Here is a 24,047-nt window from a genome sequence, read left to right as displayed (position 1 = left end):
ATATGCCTATCGTGAGCTCCTCGATGACAGAGCGACTCCGAGAAGATCTCGATACGTTTGCGGAAGAACACGGCTACACCGGCCGGAGTGAGGTGATTCGTGAGGCCTGTCAGTCACTGCTCGAAGAGTATCAAGAGAGCGATTACGAGGACCGGCGGGTGTTGACGACGGTCACTGCAGTCTTCGGATACGACGAGCCGGAGATTGAACGCCGAATGATGGATATCCGCCATGAGTTCGAAGGGTCCATCCGGTCGAACTCGCATAACTGCCTCCGAGAGAACGCCGGCTGTGTCGAGACGTTCGTCGTCGAAGCCGCGTATCAAGACGTTCTCCATTTTATCGGCACCGTTCGAGGAGCGGACGAGTCTGTCTCGGTGGAATACACTGTCGTGCCCGTCGACAGAAACGGCACAGAAGTGAGCGATACGTAGGCTCGGTATCGCTGTCACCGGCACGTGTGCCCGCGCTTTGAATTAAACCGCAAACGCATCTTGCGTTCTTCTTATTATGTTCTTCTACCTTAGCACAGCAAAGTTATTATATCTAAGTCTTTAATTGCCAAACAGATATGCCGCACATTCACCTTGGAGAAGGGTCATTCCCCCTCTGGGCGCTCGTGCTGTGGACGCTGCTTGGTGCTGGACTGATTTCCACCGTAGTCTATCGGATACGGAAAGGTGGAATAAAAACACACCAGATCGCACTCGCGGGTATTGGCGCGGCTGCGAGTTTTGCGGTCTTCCAGCTTAACATTCCAGTGTGGGGCGGAATTCACATGAACCTCACCGGGCTCGTGGGTATCATCGCCGGACCGCTTCTCGGCGCGCTTGTCGCATTGGTCGTCAACATCTTTTCGGCGGCGCTCGGACACGGAGCGGTCGGCCTAATCGGGGCGAACACGCTGATCAACGCCAGCGAAGCGTTCGTCGCTTACTACGCGTTCAAGACGCTGATGGGGATGGAGTGGGACGTCTTCCCCGCCAGCGCGAGTGCCGCGACACTCGGCCTCTCGGCAGGGTCATTCCTGATGGGGGCGATCATCGTTATCAGCGGGGTTAACGGGAGCGCGCTCCCGCGTGGTGACCTGCTGATCGCCGTTGGTGGACTCTCCGCTCTCAACCTCGGTGTTGCGGTCGTTGAGGGGCTGCTTACGGGACTTATCGTCCAATTCCTCGCCTCAGTGCGTCCCGACCTCGTCGGACTTACCGACCGCGACACTCGCGATGAGCCCTCGGGGGTGACAGCCTGATGCAGCGCTGGAAGCAGTACGGTAGCATGGCTGCCGTCTTCTCGGCGTTCCTCGCCGTCGGCTACTGGGGGTTCACTGCGACCGGTGGTACCGTTCCATGGGCAAAGCGGGCCTCGCAAACGCTTCAACGCGGCGTCCAAGACGGCGGTGGCACGCTCGTGAATCTTGGACGTGGTATCGTCGTTGCCGGTCCCATCCGGAAGGGCGGACTGATGGTCGAATTCGGCGGAATTGTTCTCGCCTTCGCCCTCTTGGGTCTCGGGCTGTACGTCTACGTCGACCGTTACGGCGGCTTCGGTGATGACGAACGACCGACACGGTAACCGTGACAACGCTCTCGAATCACGTCCCTGACCCTCGGCTCATTACGGCGTTCGCCGAGCGGCGAGACGGACCGTTACATCGAATCAACCCGTGGACGAAGGTCGGCGTCGTCGGTGTGCTCGTTCTCGCCGTCACGGTGTTCGACCGCCTCGCGCTCTTGGCCGGTCTGTACGGAACCGTACTGGTAGTCTACGGACTCGCTGACCTGCCGTTTCGGCGGCTCATCGGATGGTACACACTCCCGATGCTGTTCATCATCTCGGTCGCCGGACCGCTTGCGTTTCTCGAACCGGGGACGCCGATCGGGGGCGCAGTCCCGACGCCCTTCGGCGGTTTCTCGGTTACGTGGGAGGGTCTCACCCTCTTTTTGGAGCTCAGTTGTCGGTCGCTCACGGTCGTCACGTTTTCGCTGACGGCGTCGATGACGACCAAATACACGGACGTCGCGTACATGCTCGGGCGGTTGCTTCCGCGACCGATCGACCAGGTCGCCCTCCTCACCTACCGGTTCACGTTCGTTATGCTTGAGACGCTTGAGGACTTGGTGAAAGCCGCGCTCTCCCGCGGAGCGAACTTCTCAGAATTCTGGTCGAACAAACGGCTGTACGCCCGGATCCTCGGCATGACGATGCTGTCAGCGATCGAGCAGTCCGAACGACTCGTCAAGTCGATGGAAGCCCGCGGATACGACGGCGACCTCACGCTGTACGGGGACGTCCCGCGACCGCCCGCTCGTGAGCTCGTCGTTATCGGCGCTTGCTACGCCGGCGTCGTCGCCTACGCGCTGGTCGGCGTCTACGAGGTGATTCCAGTATGAGTACGGATCGCTCTGAAGACCGGCGGCCCCTAGTTGATCTACAGTGTCAAGCCCACACGTACCCGGACGGGACGGTGGGTATGCACGATGTCGATTTCTCCGTGTATCCCGACGAGGTCGTCGCCCTCGTCGGCGGCAACGGCGCCGGAAAGTCCACGCTCCTCGAACATCTGAACGCCACCCTCGTTCCCGACGACGGCGAGCTCGTCGTCGACGGGACCCCGATCTCCGAGGACAACAAGCCACACGCGCGAAAAGAGGTCGGCTTCGTATTCCAAGACGCCGATACGCAACTCGTCGCGCCCACAGTCCTCGACGACGTGATGTTCGGCCTTCAGAACTACGGGGTCCCCGGAGACGAAGCGAGGGAACGCGCTCGTGAAGCGCTGGCGACTGTCGACGCGAGCCACCTCGAAGACCGAATCCCACACTACCTGAGCGGTGGGGAGAAACGGCTCGCTGGCCTCGCCGGTGTGCTCGTCCTCGAACCGAGTGTGGTCGTGCTCGACGAACCACTCGCAGGGCTTGATCCCGACCGGTCTCAGCTGGTCGCGGAGCGGATCGAGCAAATTCACGAGGACGGTATCAGTGTCGTCCTGTCGACGCACGACCTCGAATTTGCCGCCGAAGTCGCGGACCGCGTCTGCGTGATGGCCGAGGGCAACATCATCGGAGGCGGAACGCCCCGAGAAGTGTTCTACGACGACGCCCTGTTGGCGGACGCGAACCTTCACCCACCGAGCGCGGTTCGTGTGGCTCGTGACGCAGGGCTGGGGGCGACGGCACAGCCGGTGACCGAATCGGACCTCGTGTCGCTCCTGACGGAAGCTGGAAATTCCAGCACCACACCGACACCCTCCGCAGATGGACACAGACATGACTGACCGCCTTCTTCGGCATCTCTCACGACTTCTTGATGGGACGCAATCTTGTGGTCGGAGCCTGCGTGAGCGGTCTCCCACGACTCGGGAGTATTGTGATATTCGAAGATAGATCACCAATAAAATAGAGAACAAAATCATGCGCACGAGCTTCAACATTCCCGATGACCTCCTGTCCGAGTTCGATGAAACGTGGCAAGCAGAAGGGCTAAATTCGCGTTCGCGTGGCGCCCGCGAAGCGATGCAAGAGTACATTGAGGCACACACCAGATTAGAAGATATCGAAGGCGACGTCGTCGTCGTCATGGCCTTCGATTACGAACACGAAGCGGTTATTGAAGACATCCACGACGTACAACACCAGTTTCAGGACGTCATCACGACCACGAATCATATCCATGAAGGAGAGTGGTGTCTCGAGACGCTCTTTTGTAACGGGCCAGCCTCGCGTGTTCGGACTCTCACCTATCGCTTGCGCGATTTCGATACGGTGAGTCGTGTTAAACTGATGCTCCTCGCCGAGGACTGAGCGGTGCTCAAGACTTGATGCGCTGATCAATGTGGGCATCGTCCAGTGAGGCGATCGAGTAATCCACCGCTTGGACATTCGGCACTGCTCGAACGCTGTTGACGAATCCAGATAGTACTTCTGTGGTCCCCTCTAAAACGTACAACTCCATACAGTACTGGTCTTGGACGTGTGTGTGGGTAGTTGCGGAGACGATAGCATCGTACTCGTGGCGTGCTCTCGTGAGACGCTCCTGGACGGCGGGTTGACAGTACTCGAAGACGACCGTTACCGTACACATCTGCTTTTGTCCCTCGATATGTTGCTCTTGAAACTCTTCGAATAACGTGCGTGTGCCTTCGCGAACGACTTCGCTTCGGCCACTGTACCCGTGTTCTTCGGCGAACTCGTCGATGCGTTCCAGCAAGGCCTCGGGCATCGAGATGCTAACGACGCTCATATATTAAAGTTTTATTCAGTCTTATTAGTTCCTGTTATGACAGTAGAGTATAAACATAATAATTAGTATTTTAGTGTAGTAGATTCATAATTAGAGTATGCCGTCCAACGACTACCCGATCCCGGTAACGATTCTCAGCGGAAGTCTCGGAGCTGGCAAGACGACGACGCTCAACCACATTCTTAGTAGCGAACAGGAACTCAACGCCGCCGTTTTAGTAAACGATATGGGCGAAGTGAACGTCGACGCCGACCTCGTCGAACGCGAGTCGGATCTCACCCAGAACGACGACGAGATCATCGAGATGTCGAACGGGTGTATCTGCTGTCGGCTTCGCGGGGACATGCTTGACGAGGTAGGCCGATTAGCCGACGAGCGAGACTTCAAGTACCTCCTCGTGGAGTCGTCTGGGATCAGCGAACCGATTCCGGTCGCGCAGACGTTCGCTCGCGGATTCGAAGACGCGGATTTCGACCCTACGGAGGTCTACGAACTCGACACGATGGTCAGTGTCGTTGACGCGCACAGCTTCTGGAAGGGGTTTGATTCCGGCCAAGCTCTCACCGACGACTCCATCGATCCACAAGGGAACCGGGTCCCCGAGGAGGCGCTGATGGATCAGATCGAGTTCTGTGACGTCCTCCTGTTGAACAAGTGCGATCTCGTCCCCGACGATGAACTTGAAGAGATGGAGGCAGTGCTACGGGCGCTCCAACCGAGAGCAAATATTATCCGAACCGAACACGGGGCGGTCGACCCCGGAGAGATTCTGAATACGGGTCGGTTCGATTTCGATCGCGCAAGTCAGTCCGCCGGATGGAAGCGTGAACTCCAGCACGGCCATCACCACGAGTCGGCCGCCGACGAACACGGGGTCACCTCGTTCGTCTTCGAATCCCGCCGACCGTTCCACCCCGAGCGGATCGCTCGCCTCTTCGCCGACCTCCCCGACGGAATCGTTCGCGCGAAGGGCTTCTTCTGGTCCGCCGGTCGCGAAGACATCGCCATGGGTCTCGACAAAGCAGGCCAGTCGGTTCGGGCCGGTCCGAAAGGGACGTGGATCGCCACGCTCCCGCAGGCCCAACAAGAGCGCTACTTCGCCGCCCGCCCCGGCATCAAAGAGGATTGGGACGACCAGTGGGGCGACCGTGGATCGGAACTCGTGTTCATCGGCCGCGAATTCGATCAGGAGACACTGATCGAGCGACTGGAAGGCTGTGTCCTCTCAGACGCAGAGATGGGGGAAGACTGGAACGAGTATCCGGACCCGTTCACCGCCGACGAACAGCGCGAACTCGCACTGGCTGACGACTGATGACCGTCGACGACCACCCGCCGGTCACGATACTCAGTGGCGGACTCGGGGCCGGGAAAACGACCCTGCTGAACCACCTCCTTACCGTCGGCGGCGAGGAGTACGATATCGCTGTTCTCGTCAACGACGTCGGCGAGGTGAACGTCGACGCCGGCCTCATCGAGAACGGCTCCGAACTCTCGATGGAAGACGGCGGCGTCACGGAACTGTCGAACGGCTGTATCTGTTGCGGCCTCCAGAACGAATTGGACCAGGAGCTGCTACGTCTGGCCTTCGACGAGGAGTTCGATTATCTAGTCATCGAAGCCTCGGGGATCAGCGATCCGGTCCCCATCGCCCAGCGGTTCGTCTCGCCCGCACGTGCGTCGACGCTGTACGATCTCGATACGACCGTCACGGTGGTCGACGCCGCACAGTTCCATCGAACGTTCGTCGACGGTCGTCCGATCAAGTCGACGGATGACGGCTCTCGACCGCTTTCGGATCTACTTGCTGAACAGGTCGAATTCTGCGACGTACTCGTCCTCAACAAGTGTGACCTCGTCACGGAAGACGAACGCGAGACGGTCGAACGCGTGCTCGAAACGCTCCACCCCGGTGTCGACATCACCCGCACGACCGAGAGCGCCGTCGAACCCGACGACGTTCTCGGAACTGGACGATTCGACAGAGAACAAGCGAAACGGTCCGCCCGGTGGAAGCAGGTGCTCTCGAGCGACCACGGAGGAACCGGAGAGCCGGAATCAGCAGAGATGGATCACCGAAAAAGTCACAGCCACGACGAGGCTTCCGAGCGTGACAACGGTCACGACGGTACCCACGATGGTCCGGGTGACGACCACGATCACCGTCACCCGCCGGAGGAGTTCGGCGTCGACTCGTTCGTGTACGAGCGCCACCGACCGTTCCATCCGGAACGGTTCAGTGAGTGGCTCCGCTCGTTCCCCGAGTCCGTCGTCCGAGCGAAAGGACACTTGTGGGTCGCTGGACGCGAGCGATACGCGCTGGACTTGAGCCAAGCGGGTACGCAGACGCACGTCGAAGTCAACGGCCGATGGGCGGTCACGGTCCCAAAGTTCCAGCGTGATTCCTACCGTGAGTCACGACCGGATCTCCACTGGGACGAACAGTGGGGAGACCGTGAAATAAAGCTCGTCTTCATCGGCGCTGGAATGGACGACTCGGCCATCGCCGCCGCCCTTGACGACTGTCTCCTCTCAGAACCGGAGATGGCGGGGAACTGGGACGAACTCGAGAATCCGTTTCCGGGGACGATGGACCGGTCTCAGCCACCGATGGAACAGCGTCTCGTGGTCGGTGAGGGACAGTGACCGGGAATCACTCGGAGCTCCCGTCGGCGGCGGACCGACGGACGACGGACGAAGACGGTCACGACTGCGTTGATCCACTCGGTGTCGCAATCGTGACCGTCTCGTCGTCCCGAGGAACCGCCACGGAAGCAGACCCGACCGATCCCGGCGGTGACGCCGTCGTGAACACTCTCGTTGACGCGGGTCACGTCGTCACGTCACGCCGGACGGTTCCGGACGACTACGTCCGGATTAAGACCACTGTGAGCGAGTGTCTGGATCGGTTGGACGTTGACCTTGTCGTAACTACCGGCGGGACGGGAGTCACTGTCGACGACGTCAGTCCGGACGCGGTGAGCGAGCTCTTCGACCGCGAGCTACCAGGCTTCGGCGAGGCGTTCAGGCGGCTCTCGTGGGAGGAGGTCGGAACCCGCGTCGTCGCGACCCGCGCAACGGCGGGTATCGCCCGCGACGTTCCAGTGTTCGTGCTGCCCGGAAGCGTGAACGCCGTTGAACTCGCCACGGCCGAGATCATCGTCGAAGAGGCCCCGCATCTCGCCGGGCTCGCGACGCGACACACAGTCGGTGAGATCGATGGGTAAGCAAGTGCGCGGAGCCCCAAGCTTACCGAGGGAGCAGCAACGATGACGCTCTACGGAATTGGACTGGGGCCGGGCGCGACTGACCTGCTCACGGTTCGCGGCAAGCGACGGCTCGAATCGGCCGACATCGTCTACTCACCCGGACGACTGTCACGGCGCGTCGCGACCGAGTACGTTCCCGACTCGAAACTGGGTGACCTCGAGTTCCCGATGACGACCGACCCCCAAGAGCTGGAGGCGGCGTGGGAGGCGGCGGCCGCGGAAGTCGCGCCGAACGCGCGCGACGCCGACGCGGCGTTCGTCACGCTCGGCGATCCCTGTATCTACTCGACGTTCGGACACCTGCGTCGGACGCTTCGCGAGCAGCATCCCAGCGTCGACATCGAAGTCGTTCCGGGTGTCAGCAGTGTGACGGCGTTCGCTTCAGTCCTCGGGGTCGACATCGACGCCGGAGCAGAACTGACGCTCCGCGAGGCGACCGAGGGAGAAGCACCGATCGGCCCAAATCGGCTGATCCTGTTCAAAGTAACCGACGCACCGACGACCTACGACAAGATGACCGAAGCGGGCTACGAGGTGACGTTCGGACGGCGACTCTTCATGGATACCGAAGAGGCCCTTGTTACGAACAATCCCGGAGAGGTAACTGATCGAGACTACTACACACTCGCGTACGCAGAGAAACGGGAGGCGACCGGGTCTTCGTGATGGGCGGACGCTGTCGGTCGTCCGGGTAGCACCAACGTGAACTAGCCTCAGGCGGTGACGCCGAGGGTTTCTAGTTCTTCCGTGGAGTATTCCGCGCGGAGTTCTTCTGTCGAGTGTTCGCTGAGGATTTCCGTACGCTCTTTATCACTCATCTCGGCTAGGTCGCTGAAACAGTGGCACATTACATTCATTCATTCGGGATGCGAGTACGAAAAGCCTGTTAGCACCATTCTCGGGGTTGTGTAATACGGATTTCGAGGTAGCAATAATTAGCAATTCTACGACTCGCATTAGTTACCACGACACTAGTTACTAAACTCAGATTTTGGTTAGTGATTCTTATTAACTTGACTGACTAAAATCACAGTCTTTATTATCTAATTTGCTGATGTTATCAACAGATGCCTCGATACACTCGACGTCGACTCATCGTAGCTGGACTCGGTACGGCAACCATCGGTGCGCTCGCGGGCTGTACATCGAACAACGGCGACTCCGGCGCGGCGGAGAATGACGGCTCAACAGCGACAGAGAATACCGGGCCGGAAGCCCAGTCTTCGTTCTTCGTATTCGGGGACTTAGCCAGCCAGGTTGCAGGCGACACCGCGACCGCAGAGACGCTCGTCCCGATCGGCCAACACGGCCATGGGTGGGAACCGGGGCCACAGATCCAGGGAACAGTCCTCGAATCTGACCTCTTCCTCTACGGGATGGAGGGATTCCAGCCGTGGGCTGACGACCTCGTGACGAGTCTCGGTGACGACGACGCTGACGTCGACGTGGTCGCTGCCGGTGCTGGTATCAGCCTCCTTGAAGGCGGACATAACCACGATCACGGTCACGAAGGAGATCATGAGGGCGAACACGAGGAACGTCACGAGGGGGAACACGAGGAAGGCCACGACGGCGAAGGAGAACACGATCACGGTGGGGAGACTCCTTGGGAGTGGGCTGGCCTCTACCACCTCGAAGCTGGCACCTACACGCACACGTTCCACGAGGGCCCCGATCCGAAGATGCAGCTCGCCGTCATCGCGACCGACGAGGGTGGCGACCACGGCATTCACCACGTCGAGGAAACTGCGGCAGCCCTCTACGGCGACCACGACACGCACACACCGGTCGAAGGCGGCGAGACACTCACGCCGTCCAGTGAGTCACTCTATCACCTCCAGTTCGCGGACTCAGGTGAGACGACGTTCTCCCTCGACATTGAAACAGAGGGTCACTATGTCCTCTTTGCCCAGCACGCTCCCGCTGAGTTCGACGCGACGCTCACCGACGGCAGTGGGTCGGTCATCGAGCCCGAAGTGACTGAGAGTGCGGGCGGACACGGGCACGAGGGCGATGGCGAGCATGAGGGTGAACACGGCCACGAGAGTGGTGAAGAACACGAAGGCGAGCACGAGGGAGAAGCCGATCACGAAGGCGAGGAGGGACACGGCCACAACCACTCCGGCGGAGCGGACCCGCACTTCTGGTTAGACCCCGAGCGAGCGAAGCAGGCCGTCGACAACATCCGGAGCGGGTTCGTCGACGTCGACGGCGACAACGCCAGTGCCTACGCCGAGAACGCCGAGTCGTACCGTAATCGTCTGGACGAACTCGACGAGTCGTTCCGGTCCACGCTAGAGGGCGCCTCGAAAGACGTCGTGTTCGTCGCTGGTCACAACGCCTTCCAGTACCTCGGTCAGCGCTACGACTTCGAGGTCCGGACGCTGACGGGACTGTCACCGGACGACCAGCCGACGCCGAGGGATATCGAACGGGCCCAGGAGATCATCGCCGAACACGACCTCCAGTACGTCTGTGCGGATCCGCTCGAATCTCAGACGGCGGCGAACCAGCTGGTCGCAGAGACCGACGCCACCGAAGTCCTCCCGCTGACGCCAATTCCCGGACAGACCCAGGAGTGGGCCGATGAGGGCTGGGGCTACATTGAGATCATGGAAAACATCAATCTCGAGACCCTGAAGCAGGCCCTCGACGCAGAATGAGCGACACCACGTCTGGCGACACGGAACCGGAGTGGGACGGGAACGCCGAGCCCGGCCCATCCGAGAGCCCTCGTTCGGGACTGATGGCACTGGTCGTCGGCCCAGCGGAGAGACCCGTCTGTACGATTTATCCGCCGGACGTGGCTGTTCCGTATCGAACAACAACCTGGATTACGGCGTACGAGAACTCGTTCGTCGACCTCGACGACTACCGATGACGACAGCAACGATGGAGCGGCAACAGTCGGGGAACCCCCTCATCAGCGTCGATGACGTCACATTCGGCTACGGAGGGGCCCCAGTTCTCGAGTCGGTGTCGATCGACGTCGAGCCTGGCTCCTTCCTCGGACTAGTCGGGCCAAACGGGAGCGGCAAGAGCACGCTGCTTGACCTGATGCTCGGACTTCGTCGACCAGACGAAGGCACGGTTTCGCTGTTCGGCGAACCCGCCCACGAGTTCGACGCCGGTGAGCGGATCGGATACGTCGCACAGGACGCAACGAAGGCGGCGCGCGATATGCCAATCACGGTTCAAGAGGTTGTCGAGATGGGGCGGTACCCGCGGCGGCTCTTCGGTCGATTCTCGGCAGCGGACCGGCAAGCGATCGAAGACGCGCTGGAACAGGTGGGAATCACAGACCTCGCGTCTCGCCGGGTCGGTCGACTGTCCGGTGGCCAACGCCAACGGGTGTTCATCGCCCGTGCGCTCGCCTCGGAGGCCGACCTGCTCGCGCTCGACGAACCGACGGTCGGCGTCGACGCCGAATCCAGAGAGGAGTTCTACGGCCTCATCCATGAGCTGAACGCGACCGGGCTGACCGTCATCCTGATCGAACACGACATCGGTGTCGTCACCACGCACGCGACGGACGTCGCCTGTCTCAACCGTCAGTTGTACTTCGACGGCGACCCGGAGGAATTCGTCGAGACTGATGCCCTCTCGCAGGCATATGGGAGAGACCAACACATCCTCCAGCACGACCACAAATGATGTTCACACTACGTCGCCTCGGAGAGAGTGTTCCACTCGACGACATGATAGCGACTCCGCTTTTTGCTGTCAACGTCTTCGCCCCTATCGAGTGGTTCCTCAACTACGTCTTTGGTCCCGGAATGGACGTGTTGGCCGACCTGCTCGGCATGCCGATGCTCGAATACCCGTATATGCAACGTGCCTACCTCGCTGCGTTGTGTATCGCTCTCATTGGGCCGGTCGTCGGGACGTTCCTCGTCCATCGAGAGATGGCGATGATCAGCGATACGCTCGCACACACAGCCTTCGCCGGCGTCGCCGTCGGGTTGTTCCTCAATTCGGCCTTCTCGCTCACGCTGTCGCCGCTGTTCACCGCATTCGTGGTCGCAATCGTCACGGCGCTACTCGTAGAGTTGCTCGTCGAACACGCCGGGGCGTACAGCGACACCTCGCTGGCGATCGTCCTGACGGGAGGATTCGCCGTCGGCAGCATCCTCATCACTGCCACCGACGGCGGCATCGCGGTCGGTATCGACGCCTACTTATTCGGCAGTTTGGCGACTGTCTCGACGGAGAGCGTCGGTATCCTCGCGTTAATGAGTGTCCTCGTCGGTAGCCTCGTCACGCTGGCCTATCGGCCACTCTTGTACGTCACATTCGACGCGACGGCCGCCCGCGCGGCGCGACTGAACGTCCGCCTATACAAACGCCTCATGGTCGTGCTCACGGCGCTGGTCGTCGTCAGCGCGATGCAGATTATGGGCGTCATCCTCGTCGCTGCGATGCTCGTCGTTCCGGTCGCCGCTGCGGCGCAAGTCGCCGAGAGCTTCAAGCAATCCATCTTACTGGCGATCCTCGCCGCCGAGTTCGCGGCGATAGCCGGTGTGACGCTGTCGTACGTCTACGGAATTGCGGCCGGCGGCTCGATCGTCGTCGCGGCGATTGCAGTGTACGCCGTCGCGCTTAGTAGTCGAAAGTTGGGGTATCGGCTTCCGATCGTACAACGGTTCAGTGATCGTCAGTCCAATCACCACCGAAAAGAATTGGAAGTCGACGGAGGAAAACGAGAGTGACAGTCGGTAGGTTGACGGCTGATCACTCACTGAGTGGTGATCCCCCCTACGAGTACGTGATTGTTGGCGGCGGAATTCACGGCACTTGCCTCGCAAACCACCTCATTACGGAGGGTGAGTACACGCGCGACGAGATTCGGATCCTCGACCCGCGCGAGGAGTTACTCGCTTCGTTCGCCAAGAAGGCCAATCAGTGCGGCATGGAGACCCTCCGGTCGACGTTCGTCCACCACATCGACACCGAGTCGTTCTCGCTCGAGTCGTTCGCGGAAGGACACCACCGAGCGAACGAACTCGTGTCGACGAAGAACTACCCGGACCGACCGACTCTTGACCTGTTTCTCGACCACGCTCGCGACGTTATCGAGCGTCGTGAGCTTTCCGACTGTCATCATCGGTTGAAGATAACCAATGTTTCCCGGTCTGCGGGCACAGAGACGTATCTGGTGGAAGCGGACGCGGGAGCGATTGAGACCCACCGCGTCGTCTTGGCCGTCGGGCTCGGTGCGACACCGACGCTCCCAGAGTGGACGGCGTCGCTCCCGGACGACGCGCCGCTCGCACACGTCTGGGACGAAGCGTTCGACCCGGCGACGCCCGACCCGTTCGAGGGGCGAACGTTCGTCGTCGGAGGGGGTATCACTGCCGGGCACCTCGCCTGGCGTCTGGCAGAGCGGACCGCGGTGACACTCCTGTCGCGTCACGAACTCGAAATCGAACTGACCGAGGCCGACCCGCACTGGATCAACTGGCGTCACATCGGCAAAGAAATCCACACGCTCCCGCCGGGATCGGAGGCTCGTCTCGATCGGATCCGGTCCGCCCGCAACGACGCCACGATCCCGCCGTACGTCGAACGACGACTGGCCGAAGCGCGTGACGGTGGTGCGCTTGAACACCGGCAAGGCGAAATCACGTCTGCGAACGCGACAGACGAGGGGCTGTCCCTCCGCTTCGACGACGGCACGAGAGCGACGGCCGCACGCGTCGTCCTCGCGACCGGACTCGAACCGGTTCCCGAGCAGCCGTTGGTCGACCGCGTCAGCGAGTCGCTGTCGCTCGCACGCGGGGCCGAGGGATTTCCCGTCCTCGACGATCGAACCCTCGCATGGAGACGGACCGACAGCACTGAGTCCGCGGTGTACGTTTCGGGCGCGCTCGCGGAGCCCAGCGTCGGTCCCTTCGCTCGCAATATCGTCGGTGCCCGCCGGGCCGCAGAGCGGATTCTCGACCCACCAGATCAGGCGCGGACAGACCCCCTACCGATGAGCTCTCGAGGAGGATCGTGACGTGGCTTCGACCGATCTCACGCTCGCCGTCTCGCTTGGCGCACTCGAGCAACTCGCGCGGCCCGCCCGTGCCCTTGAAGATGCCACTACCTGGACCAGCAACGTCGGGATCGTCTCCTCGGAGCCGTCGTACATCGAACGACGGCGAGTGCGAGAGGCCGGATATCACCAAGAGTTCCTGTCCGGACCACGTTCGATAGCGGAGGCGCTGACGGCGGTCCGAGGACACTTCGAGACGGAACGGTACGTATTCGTCGGGACAGACGAGACCGCGAGGGTGGTAGAGACAGTACCCGACTGGACGTTTCAATTAGTGACCGACGCTGCGGGCACTGCGGACTGGGAGATTGAGACTACGTCCTCAACTGGCGGCAACTGGCCGTAGCGAGATGAATGAAGCTGAATATATAAAGCGCTCGCCTGTCGCGGTAAGACAACTCGTTTGTAGGACTGGAAACTCGCTCAGAATATCCACGAGTAGCGACCGGGAATTGACCTCCTCCTCCGCGTAAACGCGGAGGAATCCGACCATCGGATTCGGGCGGTCGTCGCCATTTGGTTCCAACCCGCACTCGGAGGGAACCGGCGACACACCGGGGAAACTCTCGTTTGTCTCCCTCGTAGGGCTGTGGCCCGGCCAATGAGGCCCCGTCGGAATCCGTGTCATTGCCGTGTGGACCACCGCTAGTTCACCACCCCTTGTGGTTCGGGGACGGCCTCTCACCGATTCCGTAGCATCCGTGACAACTGGAGGCCACAGGATTCAAACTACCGGAACAAACGAGCCGAGTGTCGCTCGACCTCCGCCTGAAGACGGAGGTATGCACTTGTATCTTTATCAGAGAAACCGCTTGTCGGCCTGTTCTGATCGGATCGTCGATTCCGACGCATCGAGCCAGCCTGTCTCCACCTCGGACGGAATATCGAACTCGGGAACGAACGGTTTGATATCAAGCAATGGTGTCCCGTCGACGACGTCGATACCGCTCACGGTCAGTTCTTGTTCTGTGACGGACTCGATTGCCACAACGGAGAGGCCAATCGGATTCGGACGTTGTGGCGCCCGTGTCGAGAAGACTCCTCGCTGTTCGTCATCGAGAAACGGTTCGATCCGTAGGGGAGCTTCATCGCTAGATGCGTGAAAATGGTACAACAGCATACAGTGCGAGAACTCGGCAAGATCCGCTAATCCGTCCGCATACGACGCCTCGATTTCGACAGTTCCTGTGACTGAATCTGCCCCGATCGGTTGAATCGGCATTCCTTCTGCTGATTCGAACGGCGTCCGAATCACTCCAATCGATTCGTAGCTGAACGTGTCTTTGGGCACATTCGTTGCTTCGTCTTCTACCGAAAAATCAGTATCGTGACCGAGACAGATATTTTCCGCGGCGTAGTGATTGGTGAATAGCACCACAAGTCAATAGATATTGGACACAAAACCAGCCTATCCTCCGAAACAGTGGACAGCTGATTCCCACGATTCTATATAATAACGTTCACTTTTATATGTTCATATAGTATTGTGTGTATGGGTACGAACCATACAACAAAGTCAGACAGTATGCTTCAGTGGCCGTCGGAATCGATCGGGTATGTGGCGGTTCTTTTGGCCCTCATTACGGGACTCATCCATCTCGTGGCGACGACGCGAGCGATTGAAATGAGCGTTGTGCTGGCGGTTCTCTTCGTGCTTAACGGACTAGGTTTCCTTGGCGGAGCAGCACTGTATTTCACCCGGTTTTGGCGACGCTCATTTTTCCTGGTGGCTGCAGTGTACTCGTTGGTGACAATTCTTGCGCTATTCCCGTTCCGGGGTTGGGGGATTGAAGCATTCTACATGAACGGGGCGATTAATCCAATTGTCACCATCACGAAGGTTGCGGAAGCTTTCCTCGCGATCGTGTCGGTTTACCTGTACAGCAGCACAAGCGATTAACAGCTTCACCGGTTCGAATTTGCTCTGCGGTTCAATTCTCTTTGACATTCCCCTCGCGCTGAAGCGCGAGGCTTTCTCCTTGATCGCTCAGTGGTTCTCGTGGATGTGGTTGCGCAACGAATCGGTGTCGTCGAAATTCTCGTCGCACTCGGCACACGTGTTGTGGTGAAGCGCGACATGCTGGGTCACGCCGGCAGCGCTCTGGAACTGTGCATCGCAGCTGGAGCAGGTGTACGACATTACATTAACAACTCAGGGCCATATATACAAGAGTGTTATTAAAAAACGGAGTGTGAAAACTGCTTTAGAATATTAAATTGGAGCACTTACTAACTAAGTTCCGAGCTCAAAACGAGATTTGACCAACCGCATCGAGCGCTAGCGAAGCCGGTCCGCCCGCTCTCGGAGCGCTGTCGGTAGGCTCGCGTCGTCGACCAGCTCACCGAGTTCTGTTGTCGCTCGGCATCGACCAAGCGCGTTCAACGCGTTCCGGCGGAACGACCCGTTGAGGCCGTCTGCGACGACGATCACGCGAAGCTGTGTCGTCGCGTCTATCTCGGCGAGCTCGCTGATCGCCGCTTTACGGGTCTCGTGCGGTGCGTTCTTGTTGACGACAGTCCGGAAGAGGGATCGTGGCGAGGACATCGTCAGTCCGCGAGGCCGACCTCCTCGGCGCCGTCGTCGGTCGTCTCGGTCGGCTCCTCGGTCCCCTCTTCAGGTGTGGCGGAGTCTCCGTCGTCCCACGTCGGGAACCGGTCGTCGAAGGCGGTCCAGTCGGCGTCCATTTCCTCGTCGGTCAGCAGGGCCGTATTGAGGTCGGTGCGGAGCGCGTCGTGGTCCATGTCCGTACCGATGAGCACGAGCTGGGTCCCCCTGTCACCCCACTTGTCGTCCCATATCTCTTCGAGCTCCGGATTGGCCTCGAAGTAGCTCTCGCGCTCGTTCTCCGGCAGCGTCGCAATCCAACCACCGGCCGACCCGACTCGGATCGACCGTCCCGCAACGTTCAATCCGAGTGCCATTTCTTCGCGACCCGCCAGCCAAAAGTGGCCTTTCGAGCGGACGACGTTTGCGGGGAACGAGTCGAGGAGCTCGGCGAACCGCTCGGGGTGGAACGGACGGCGCGACGTGTAGACGAATGACGTGACACCGTGTTCCTCTTCAGCAGATTCGTGCGGCTGCTGGAGCTCCCGTAGCCACCCCGCGGACTGGCTCGCCGCTTCGAAGTCGAACCGTCCTGTGTCGAGGATCTCGCCGGGATCGACGGCGCCGTGTTCGGTTCGGATGATCTTCGCGCGCGGTTGTAGCACTTCGATCATATCTTCGATCTCGCCGAGCGTCTCCTCGTCGACGAGGTCGCACTTGTTCAACAGCAGGACGTCACAGAACTCGATCTGTTCGATCAAGAGGCTTCCGAGGTCTTTCTCGGTGTCGCCGTCCATCAGCGATTCCTTCGAATCGAACGTTGTCCAGAACTGGTGGGCATCGACCACAGTGACGGTCGTGTCGAGTTCGTAGTAGTCCATCACTTCGATGCCGGTCTCCTCGTAGAACTCCGTGGGATCGAGGTCGCCTTGATCGAATCCCATGGTGAGCGTCTGGGCGACCGGCAACGGTTCGGCGACGCCGGTCGATTCGATGACCAAGTAATCAAACTCGCGGGCTTGTGCGAGCTTCGCGAGCGCGTCCAGCAGGTCGCCGCGTAGCTCACAGCAGATACAGCCGTTCGACAGTTCGATCAGATCCTCGTCGTCCTCCGAGATGTCCGAGTGTTCGGCGACGCGCTCGGCGTCGACGTTCACCTCGCCCATGTCGTTGACGAGGACCGCGACGTCCAGGTCCGTTCGCGTGCTCAGGAGGTTGTTCAGCACGGTTGTCTTGCCCGCGCCGAGGTTGCCGCTCAGCACGGTGACGGGAATCGTCTCTCGACTCATCTGTTATTAAGACCATAGCGCATATTATTTATAATTGGCTATCTACTATCCTATGTTGTTAACAGTGACATCCGAAGAAGCACGTAAACACGAGTCGCTCAACGTAGCGATTGTCGTGGCAGGCGCCGCAGGCGTCGGTGTTGGGGCCGTCCTCGCGGATCTGGGTCTCGACTCCTACGCCATCCTCGAGCGAGACGATGTCGGGGCGTCGTTCCAACAGTGGCCAGAAGAGATGCGCCTCATTACGCCATCGTTTCCCAGCAACAGCTTCGGCTGCCGCGACCTCAACGCCGTCACCACTGACACCTCGCCCGCATTTGCGCTCGACCGTGAACACTCGACCGGCGGAGAGTACGCTGAATATCTCCAAGGAGTTGTCGAGTTTCACGACTTACCCATCCGAACCGGTGTAGACGTGGAGTCGGTACAACGACACGACGACGGATTCATACTCCACACGTCAACCGGCGTCATCCAGAGTCGATTCGTCATCTGGGCGGCCGGGCAGTTCGAGCAACCGAACGACGATCCGTTCCCCGGCGCGAATCACTCCCTCCACAACTCCCGAGTCGAGTCCTGGAGTGCGTTCGCCGACGAGTGTATCGAGGACCCCATCGTCGTCGTCGGCGGGTACGAGAGTGGTATCGACGCGGCCCTCGCACTCGCTGACCTGGGTCACGAAGTGTTCGTCGTCGACGAGGACGGGTCGTGGCAGTTTCGAGGACCGGACCCGAGCGAAGTCCTCTCCCCATACACGAGCCAGCGGCTACGGGAGGCACTTGAACACGACGCACCGATCGCCCTCGAAGACGGAATTCGAGTCGAGCGCGTCGACGTCGAGGAGGGGACCTTCGACGTAATCGGGACCGACGGCGCGTCATTTACGACACGGAATCAGCCAGTGCTCGCGACTGGATTCGAGAGTGGACTCGGCATCGTCGACGAGCACTTCGAGTTCGAAAGTGGCCAGCCCCGGCTGACCGACCAAGACGGGTCGACCATCAGTCCCGGCCTGTTTCTCGCCGGTCCACAGGTCGCCCACAACGGCCAGCAGTTCTGCTCCATCTACAAGTTCAGACAGCGCTTCGCTGTCGTGGCCGACGAAATCGCTACCAGACTCGACGTCGACCGAACTGTCCTCGACGAGTACCGTGAGAAGAACATGTTCCTCGAGGACTTGTCCTGCTGCGAACCCGACATGTGTGACTGCTAATCATGACACGAGATACTCCGCAGAAAGACAGTGGAACTGGGCAGTCGAACGATTCGAGAGACGACGACCGACACGTCTGCCGGATGACGGGGCGCGAACAGGGCCTCGTCGGTAAGTACGACATCTGGCTCTGCCGGCAATCGTTCCGGGAACTGGCTCCAAAGATGGGATTCAAAAAATATGACTGACGCACGGAGCGTCACTGACAAGATCCCATCGACCGAGAACGATGGGAAGGAACCCGTCGTGGTCGTCGGCAAGGAGAATATCGGGAAGTCGGAACTCGGCGCTGGACTCTCCGGGACGATGCCGAAGACAGGGAACGTCCGTGAATCGACCGTCGACGTCGGAAGATACGAGTCTGACAAATCAGGTGACGTACTAGCTATTCGATATGTAACCAAAGATTGAATCTTTTCAGCAGGTGGAGACTGTAAGAGCCGACGACGTAATCGGGTGACAGAGGACCATCCTTGGAATCCAGTGAGGTTCCAAGCATTATTTGAATCCGCAGAAGGCGACAGGATAGCCTCACTCTGAACGCAGTAGCGGAGCGGGAGAGTCGAGTGTGCTTAACGCCGTCATCGGATTCAATAAAACAGAATGGTCTGGTACACCTCTCAGACGAAACGGACCGAATTCACTCGGTGAACGCGCTTGCGATCAAGAGTGGGAATACAAGTGTTGCTTCTGCCTCAACCTGGGTATAATTCGTTTGCTCTTTTTTGATTTTTCCCCAGGAAACCGCCTCATTCGGTGGTGCACCTGATAACGACCCATCTCCTTCCATCCCAGTAGAGATATAAACGACATAATCTGCACCACCTCGAAAGAGATTCGTCATAATGGCGTGATGTTTCGGGACACCACCGCCGACAGCAATAAGACCGGTTGTATCTGCTAAAAGACCGTCTTCGATCAGGGAATCGTAGTCGTCTAAGATTTCGATTCCAACGTCCGAATCGTAGCCTTGTCGGTAATAATAGAGAAAGTTCCCAACCTCAGCATCCGTCAGGGCCGGACAGTACACCGGGACATCGTTGTCTGCCGCTTGCTTCAACACAGAATCGTCGTCATCAAGCGTTTTTCCTAACTCGCGTGCAAAGGCTGTCGGGGTCCGGATCTTCTCATCTGCAAAGAAATCGTCAAAGAAGTCATACAGATACTCTTCCAACCATACGTATCGATCGGAAGGGACGAAAATATTCCCGAGTCGGTTGATACCCTGATCTCGAAGTGCTGCCTCGTCGGCGTCCCAATCACCCATCTTGAACGGTTTCGCTGTCTTGATGACATCCTCAGTTAGTGACCCAGACGTCGTGATGAGAACGTCCACATATCCTTCTCGGACAAGGTAGGCAACAGCCTCACGCAGGCCCGAGGAAATGATATTTGATGTGAATGTGAGGTAGACCGTAGCGTCCGCCTCTTGCATGCGGTCGGCAATATCAATGGCTTCCGCGAGTTGTGTTGCTTGGAAGCCTGTAGTCGCGTAGGCGTCAAGCATCTCGTGGAAGTCGAATTCTCCGCGGAAGTCGTAGCCACGGACGTCTGGTGTGTTGAGTTCCTCATCACTTCCGGGGACGACGTGGTCATACGAATCGTCGTTGTCCATATAGCTGGGTACTCTTATACTGATTTGAAGAACCCGAAATCGGTTTGTACAACTTCAATATGTCAAAATACTGACTGACAGTAACTCTCCCATCGGGGAGTACTACGAGGTCTGTTCTATTGAATCCGATGACAGCATGGAGATCACGATCCCTGAAGAGAGGATCATCTCACTCTTCCTCATCGAGGAGTTAGATCGATCCACCTAGTGACCTTGGCCCTCACTCTCTCTGCCAAGATTCCACATTTGATTTTTTGACAGCGCTCCAGAGCCGAGTACAGAGTGACCCGATCCAGACACTTTCTGCGGATTCAACAGAACAGTCAAACCAACCGTCTTGGGAATTGATGGCGGAGTCACTAGACCCGCTTTCTGACCGTGCCTGCCGGATGACCAACGCCTACAACACAGGAATCGAAATCACTGAACAGTTGCGAGAAGGTGACTCCCTGCTATTGAGCGTCGCTGAGAGTACGATTCGAACCGAATACCTCAACGATGGCTATCCCGAGTGGCACCCTACTCCACACTCCTTTCTCGGAATGGTTCGGCTCCTCATCTACAAAGAGGCCACAGGTACAAGCTATCGAGCGCTGGCTCGGTACCAAGAACTCGCCGAGCCACTCGATTTGGAACACATCCCCGATGAATCCGTGTTGTCCCGAACGTGGCGGAAACGCTTCGACGAGGGCGTTCGGGAGTTCGTCCAGATTGCTTCGCACTTCGTCATTAAACAATCGCACGACCGCGAGTTTTCAGCTCCCGCTGTCCGGCCGAAAGCAGAGATCGTCGACGAAGTGGACCCCTCCACTGATGATGAGACGGCTGGGTGTGAATTCTCCGACAAGCAAATCTACCGGACGGCTCGACTTGCTCGTGATCACGGCTTCGATGAGTTTGATTCCGGTCGCGCTGCGAACGCGACCTACGAAGACACACAGTTCTTCGAATTGCAAACGTTCATCGGAATGGTCAGCTGCGGGACACCGCAAGGAGCGGCTCGGTTTCAATATCGACACGGCTCGGACAGCAGCCCACACGGCGATACGCATCTTAGAACGATCAAACAGTTTGCGCCAGGGGAGCTGATCGATGGATTCGATGCAGTGGCCGATCGGCTGCTCTCGGTCATCGAATCCGAAGCATCGTTCCGTCGGCCGGTGACAGCTGCGATCGACATCACGACTATCCCCTATTACGGGGATGTCGACGGGATGCCGATGGTCAGCGGTACGAAAGATAGAGACAGTCGGGCCTTCAAATTCGCAACGCTCTCGATCATCGGACAGAATATCCCGCTCGTTCTTGCCGTGGAACCGGTTCGAGAAAGTTCTGGATGGGACGACAACCCGTCGAATCAGATCCATCGTACTGTTCGGCGACTCGTTCGACGAACGAAAAGACACGTTCCGATCGAGACAGTACTCTGTGACCGAGAGTTCGATTCGATACAAGTGTTCCAGACGCTCTCAAACCTCGATGTGAACTACCTCATTCCGAAGCGAGTCTCCAGCTCCGAACGGGATGTACTCAAACAAATGGAGGGAGACGACCAAGAGGTGGCTGTTGAGTCAGCTTCTGTCCATGTGGAATCTGGATCGCATCCAATGCGGCTCCTGTACGTACCGTCGACGAGTGGAGAGGGAACGGCCGTCTTCGCGACGAATCTTCGAGTCGGTCCCGAGGAAGCCGAGACGTTCTGTCAGCGTTACAGCCGCCGGTGGCAGATCGAGAGTGAGTACAAATCTATCAAAGGTGACTTTCTCGCGAAGACCTCCTCGAAAGACTACCGCGTTCGTTTGTTCTATTTCGTGTTCGCGGTCCTCTTGTACAATATCTGGCGGCTGACCGACTTCCTGCTGAAAGCGGACATCGACGGCGAGATGGACTACGCACCTGTGATTACTGCGGGTGAGTGTGTTGAGCTCGTTGCCTCGGCGTTGATCCCGCACGACTAATCGGCTGAGCTCTCGCTGGGTCCGCCGCTCAAGAGTGACAACCGTATTCAGCAGCGCCAAAATCCACGCAATTTCGTACGCCCGTCCGGTAGTTCGAGAGTAAGGATTCAAAACCGATGCCTGATCGGTGAGAATCACCACGACTTGATGGCCATTCGATCCAAAACTAGCCTATCCTCCGAAACTGTGGCAACTCCACTGCCCACTGAAGATGAGACCAACTATCTCAATGTATACGGTCACAGCTTCAGAAGGTGGAACCGATGCATTCCTTTCCTTCGACGTCAGTAGGGGGTGAGTCACCCGTTCAGTATGTCTGCGTGCCGACCGCACGTCTATCCGGCAGAGTTGTATACTGGTCTGCGAGCGTAGCAGATACGGGGACCAATTTAGTATCTACCACTTGTAATTTTAGAATAGCAATACAAAATGAGCAAGGATAACGAAAACGATCGTGGAAATTCGAGGCAGCAGGTGGTTGGGCAGAAACGAGATATGCTCTTGGAGAGGGTCTACGATACCACAAAATTCGCATATCTCGACAAGAAAATACGCGAACGAGGATACGAGGAGACGGAATCTATCGTTCAGCGGGCTCTGTTGAAATCCTATTCTTTAGACACATTATCGACTGAAACAGCTGGTCGATGAAGGGTGCGTATTGATGGAATATATCAGAACCAGTCGTCCTTTCTGAGATAGAACATCGTAATTCGGCTCTGTTGAAATCCTATTTTTCAGACATATTCTCGCCTGAAACAGCTGGTCGCTGAAGAGTGCGTACTGAGTAGTATTTAACTTTTAAAATAGCCAAACAAGCCGAGTAAGATAGCAAATAATCCCCATAGAACTGTGCGGAAATTGGGCTGTGACAAAGCGATACCAAGAATAACTACTCCGGCTATAACGGAGAGAATCCCGGTGAGTTTTCGATACTGCTGTAGCGACATATGATGGGGTTCTATTGTATTATTTAGAGCGTTTCGTCTATTAATTACTTGGCTTGTATTGACCGCAGGGGGATAGAACCTATCACCTTTTGAGGATTTCAACAGAACCAAACAGATCTATCCGAAATACATCCATCGTACGAATGGTCCCCGAACTGTCTACTGACCGTCGTAAGCTCCTCGAGAGCCTCGGCGGTGTCGGCCTCGTCGGTCTCGCGGGCTGTACCGATCTCCGCGGTGATTCCACGGAGAGCGATAACGACCCCACGGTTATCGACACAATCGAGATCGCAAACGGTCAGGACGTCGCACGAACGTTCGAAATCGTTCTGCGATCCGCCGAGAGCGTACGCTACTGGGACTCGTTCGAGGTCGATGCGTCGCAGAGGGGTGACGGAAATTTAGCTATCGTCGAAGGTCCGTTCGGGAACGGTGAGGAACGGTTGTGGCTGGACGTGAAAGCGGGGTATCCCGACGACGGTCCCGACTCGTCCGAGGATGAAACCGTCCTCACCCAGCCTCTTGGCGAGGAGTACGGCGGCTGTATCTACGTGGTGGTCTATGCCCGAATTGCCGGTGGCATCTCAGTCTTCGTCGATCCGGCCGGCAGGTTCGTGTCCAGAGAGACCCGGTGTTAAGATTCGGTGGCACGCTGCTGTTAGACATTGATAAGTAACTGACTTCGGACCGATGGTGAGTGCCTCCAAAGCCCCAACCGCGAGGGCTCGCGCGGCTTGTTGCGCTTCTCGCTCGGTCGCTAGCTCCCTCGCTGTGGTGCTTACTGTGCCGTGCTTCGTCCTCACGGCTGCCCCTTCGATTCCTATCCCGCACAGCATCGCAGCCTCACCCCTCCCCAGCCTCGTCGGTCGCCGTCGCTTCGCTCCGGCGACCGACTCCCTCGCGCGTGCGACTCGCGGCCGCTCGCAGGC

General features: G+C 58.5%; 28 protein-coding genes. 22 read left to right on the top strand and 6 right to left on the bottom strand.

Translation table 11 applies throughout. The features are described from left to right. Window positions 1-23: 23 nt before the first annotated feature. The 6 genes from AMR74_RS00255 (at window position 24) to AMR74_RS00230 (ending at window position 3,803) form a co-directional block, all read left to right on the top strand. Window positions 24-434 carry a CopG family ribbon-helix-helix protein gene (locus AMR74_RS00255; RefSeq protein ID WP_053770086.1) on the top strand — a complete coding sequence of 137 codons (411 nt, stop codon included), beginning with the start codon at window positions 24-26 and terminating at the stop codon, window positions 432-434. A 137-nt stretch (window positions 435-571) separates the two neighbouring features. Beyond that, complete coding sequence (locus AMR74_RS00250) at window positions 572-1,252, top strand: energy-coupling factor ABC transporter permease (RefSeq protein WP_053770085.1); 681 nt, start codon at window positions 572-574, stop codon at window positions 1,250-1,252. After that, a complete protein-coding gene (locus AMR74_RS00245; RefSeq protein WP_053770084.1) occupies window positions 1,252-1,575 on the top strand; it encodes a hypothetical protein in 324 nt (107 codons plus the stop codon). Before AMR74_RS00250 ends, AMR74_RS00245 begins: the two co-directional genes overlap by 1 nt. A gap of 2 nt (window positions 1,576-1,577) precedes the next feature. Beyond that, entirely contained in the window at window positions 1,578-2,393 is an 816-nt protein-coding gene (locus tag AMR74_RS00240) for an energy-coupling factor transporter transmembrane component T family protein (RefSeq protein WP_053770083.1), read from the top strand. 80 nt (window positions 2,394-2,473) lie between these two features. Continuing rightward, entirely contained in the window at window positions 2,474-3,277 is an 804-nt protein-coding gene (locus AMR74_RS17025) for an energy-coupling factor ABC transporter ATP-binding protein (RefSeq protein ID WP_199241341.1), read from the top strand. 136 nt (window positions 3,278-3,413) lie between these two features. Next, window positions 3,414-3,803, top strand: a complete 390-nt coding sequence (locus AMR74_RS00230; protein ID WP_053770081.1) for a CopG family ribbon-helix-helix protein — start codon at window positions 3,414-3,416, stop codon at window positions 3,801-3,803. 7 nt (window positions 3,804-3,810) lie between these two features. Here the strand turns inward: AMR74_RS00230 and AMR74_RS00225 are convergent, their stop codons facing one another. Beyond that, a complete protein-coding gene (locus AMR74_RS00225) occupies window positions 3,811-4,242 on the bottom strand; it encodes a CopG family ribbon-helix-helix protein (RefSeq protein ID WP_053770080.1) in 432 nt (143 codons plus the stop codon). Between the two features lie 97 nt (window positions 4,243-4,339). Here AMR74_RS00225 and AMR74_RS00220 point away from each other — a divergent pair, with 97 nt between their 5' ends. The 10 genes from AMR74_RS00220 to AMR74_RS00180 all read left to right on the top strand — a co-directional run bounded on the left by AMR74_RS00220 (window position 4,340) and on the right by AMR74_RS00180 (window position 13,894). Continuing rightward, on the top strand, window positions 4,340-5,557 hold the full coding sequence (locus AMR74_RS00220) for a GTP-binding protein (protein ID WP_053770079.1): 1,218 nt from the start codon (window positions 4,340-4,342) through the stop codon (window positions 5,555-5,557). After that, on the top strand, window positions 5,557-6,888 hold the full coding sequence (locus tag AMR74_RS00215) for a GTP-binding protein (RefSeq protein ID WP_053770078.1): 1,332 nt from the start codon (window positions 5,557-5,559) through the stop codon (window positions 6,886-6,888). Before AMR74_RS00220 ends, AMR74_RS00215 begins: the two co-directional genes overlap by 1 nt. Continuing rightward, window positions 6,885-7,469 carry a MogA/MoaB family molybdenum cofactor biosynthesis protein gene (locus AMR74_RS00210; protein WP_053770077.1) on the top strand — a complete coding sequence of 195 codons (585 nt, stop codon included), beginning with the start codon at window positions 6,885-6,887 and terminating at the stop codon, window positions 7,467-7,469. The genes AMR74_RS00215 and AMR74_RS00210 overlap by 4 nt, the downstream gene beginning before the upstream one ends. Window positions 7,470-7,511: 42 nt before the next feature. After that, window positions 7,512-8,177 carry a cobalt-factor II C(20)-methyltransferase gene (locus AMR74_RS00205; protein ID WP_053770076.1) on the top strand — a complete coding sequence of 222 codons (666 nt, stop codon included), beginning with the start codon at window positions 7,512-7,514 and terminating at the stop codon, window positions 8,175-8,177. A gap of 401 nt (window positions 8,178-8,578) precedes the next feature. Then, the gene (locus AMR74_RS00200; protein ID WP_053770075.1) at window positions 8,579-10,174 is read left to right on the top strand and encodes a metal ABC transporter solute-binding protein, Zn/Mn family; all 1,596 of its coding nucleotides are present in this window, start codon (window positions 8,579-8,581) and stop codon (window positions 10,172-10,174) included. Beyond that, window positions 10,171-10,392 (top strand): DUF7511 domain-containing protein, encoded by a 222-nt coding sequence (locus tag AMR74_RS17020; protein ID WP_077152236.1) that lies wholly within the window; start codon window positions 10,171-10,173, stop codon window positions 10,390-10,392. Before AMR74_RS00200 ends, AMR74_RS17020 begins: the two co-directional genes overlap by 4 nt. After that, window positions 10,389-11,165: a metal ABC transporter ATP-binding protein gene (locus AMR74_RS00195; RefSeq protein ID WP_053770074.1), complete on the top strand. Its 777-nt coding sequence runs from the start codon at window positions 10,389-10,391 to the stop codon at window positions 11,163-11,165. Before AMR74_RS17020 ends, AMR74_RS00195 begins: the two co-directional genes overlap by 4 nt. Then, window positions 11,162-12,220 carry a metal ABC transporter permease gene (locus AMR74_RS00190; protein ID WP_053770073.1) on the top strand — a complete coding sequence of 353 codons (1,059 nt, stop codon included), beginning with the start codon at window positions 11,162-11,164 and terminating at the stop codon, window positions 12,218-12,220. Before AMR74_RS00195 ends, AMR74_RS00190 begins: the two co-directional genes overlap by 4 nt. After that, window positions 12,217-13,509, top strand: coding sequence for an FAD/NAD(P)-binding protein (locus AMR74_RS00185; RefSeq protein ID WP_053770072.1), 1,293 nt, complete (start codon window positions 12,217-12,219; stop codon window positions 13,507-13,509). The genes AMR74_RS00190 and AMR74_RS00185 overlap by 4 nt, the downstream gene beginning before the upstream one ends. A gap of 1 nt (window position 13,510) precedes the next feature. Next, on the top strand, window positions 13,511-13,894 hold the full coding sequence (locus AMR74_RS00180; protein ID WP_053770071.1) for a DUF7124 domain-containing protein: 384 nt from the start codon (window positions 13,511-13,513) through the stop codon (window positions 13,892-13,894). Window positions 13,895-14,347: 453 nt separating this feature from the next. Here AMR74_RS00180 and tsaA read toward each other — a convergent pair whose 3' ends face one another. Beyond that, on the bottom strand, window positions 14,348-14,839 hold the full coding sequence (gene tsaA / locus AMR74_RS00175; RefSeq protein WP_053770070.1) for a tRNA (N6-threonylcarbamoyladenosine(37)-N6)-methyltransferase TrmO: 492 nt from the start codon (window positions 14,837-14,839) through the stop codon (window positions 14,348-14,350). A gap of 201 nt (window positions 14,840-15,040) precedes the next feature. On the opposite strand from tsaA, the gene AMR74_RS00170 reads away from it, so the two are divergent. Next, the gene (locus AMR74_RS00170; protein WP_053770069.1) at window positions 15,041-15,448 is read left to right on the top strand and encodes a DUF7475 family protein; all 408 of its coding nucleotides are present in this window, start codon (window positions 15,041-15,043) and stop codon (window positions 15,446-15,448) included. 87 nt (window positions 15,449-15,535) lie between these two features. Here the strand turns inward: AMR74_RS00170 and AMR74_RS18895 are convergent, their stop codons facing one another. The 3 genes from AMR74_RS18895 to AMR74_RS00160 all read right to left on the bottom strand — a co-directional run bounded on the left by AMR74_RS18895 (window position 15,536) and on the right by AMR74_RS00160 (window position 17,382). Then, window positions 15,536-15,688 (bottom strand): C2H2-type zinc finger protein, encoded by a 153-nt coding sequence (locus tag AMR74_RS18895; protein ID WP_008439973.1) that lies wholly within the window; start codon window positions 15,686-15,688, stop codon window positions 15,536-15,538. A gap of 138 nt (window positions 15,689-15,826) precedes the next feature. After that, entirely contained in the window at window positions 15,827-16,093 is a 267-nt protein-coding gene (locus AMR74_RS00165; RefSeq protein ID WP_053770068.1) for a hypothetical protein, read from the bottom strand. Window positions 16,094-16,095: 2 nt separating this feature from the next. Further along, window positions 16,096-17,382, bottom strand: a complete 1,287-nt coding sequence (locus AMR74_RS00160) for a GTP-binding protein (protein ID WP_053770067.1) — start codon at window positions 17,380-17,382, stop codon at window positions 16,096-16,098. Between the two features lie 52 nt (window positions 17,383-17,434). Here AMR74_RS00160 and AMR74_RS00155 point away from each other — a divergent pair, with 52 nt between their 5' ends. From AMR74_RS00155 to AMR74_RS17010, 3 genes are read left to right on the top strand one after another with little or no spacing between them, the layout of a single operon-like run. Continuing rightward, a complete protein-coding gene (locus AMR74_RS00155) occupies window positions 17,435-18,595 on the top strand; it encodes an NAD(P)/FAD-dependent oxidoreductase (protein ID WP_205625940.1) in 1,161 nt (386 codons plus the stop codon). Window positions 18,596-18,597: 2 nt separating this feature from the next. After that, window positions 18,598-18,783, top strand: a complete 186-nt coding sequence (locus AMR74_RS17015; RefSeq protein WP_077152235.1) for a 30S ribosomal protein S14 — start codon at window positions 18,598-18,600, stop codon at window positions 18,781-18,783. Next, complete coding sequence (locus tag AMR74_RS17010; protein WP_240471116.1) at window positions 18,776-19,006, top strand: hypothetical protein; 231 nt, start codon at window positions 18,776-18,778, stop codon at window positions 19,004-19,006. Before AMR74_RS17015 ends, AMR74_RS17010 begins: the two co-directional genes overlap by 8 nt. Before the next feature lie 229 nt (window positions 19,007-19,235). Here the strand turns inward: AMR74_RS17010 and AMR74_RS00150 are convergent, their stop codons facing one another. Then, entirely contained in the window at window positions 19,236-20,210 is a 975-nt protein-coding gene (locus AMR74_RS00150) for a deoxyhypusine synthase (RefSeq protein WP_053770066.1), read from the bottom strand. 347 nt (window positions 20,211-20,557) lie between these two features. On the opposite strand from AMR74_RS00150, the gene AMR74_RS00145 reads away from it, so the two are divergent. After that, complete coding sequence (locus AMR74_RS00145) at window positions 20,558-22,168, top strand: transposase (RefSeq protein WP_082356837.1); 1,611 nt, start codon at window positions 20,558-20,560, stop codon at window positions 22,166-22,168. 1,093 nt (window positions 22,169-23,261) lie between these two features. Next, on the top strand, window positions 23,262-23,756 hold the full coding sequence (locus AMR74_RS00140) for a hypothetical protein (protein ID WP_053770065.1): 495 nt from the start codon (window positions 23,262-23,264) through the stop codon (window positions 23,754-23,756). The last annotated feature ends 291 nt before the right edge of the window (window positions 23,757-24,047 follow it).

This window comes from Halorubrum tropicale (assembly GCF_001280455.1).
Lineage (GTDB): Archaea > Halobacteriota > Halobacteria > Halobacteriales > Haloferacaceae > Halorubrum > Halorubrum tropicale.
The sequence above is the reverse complement of the archived record's forward strand: the minus strand, read 5'-3'. Positions and strand labels throughout refer to the sequence as shown.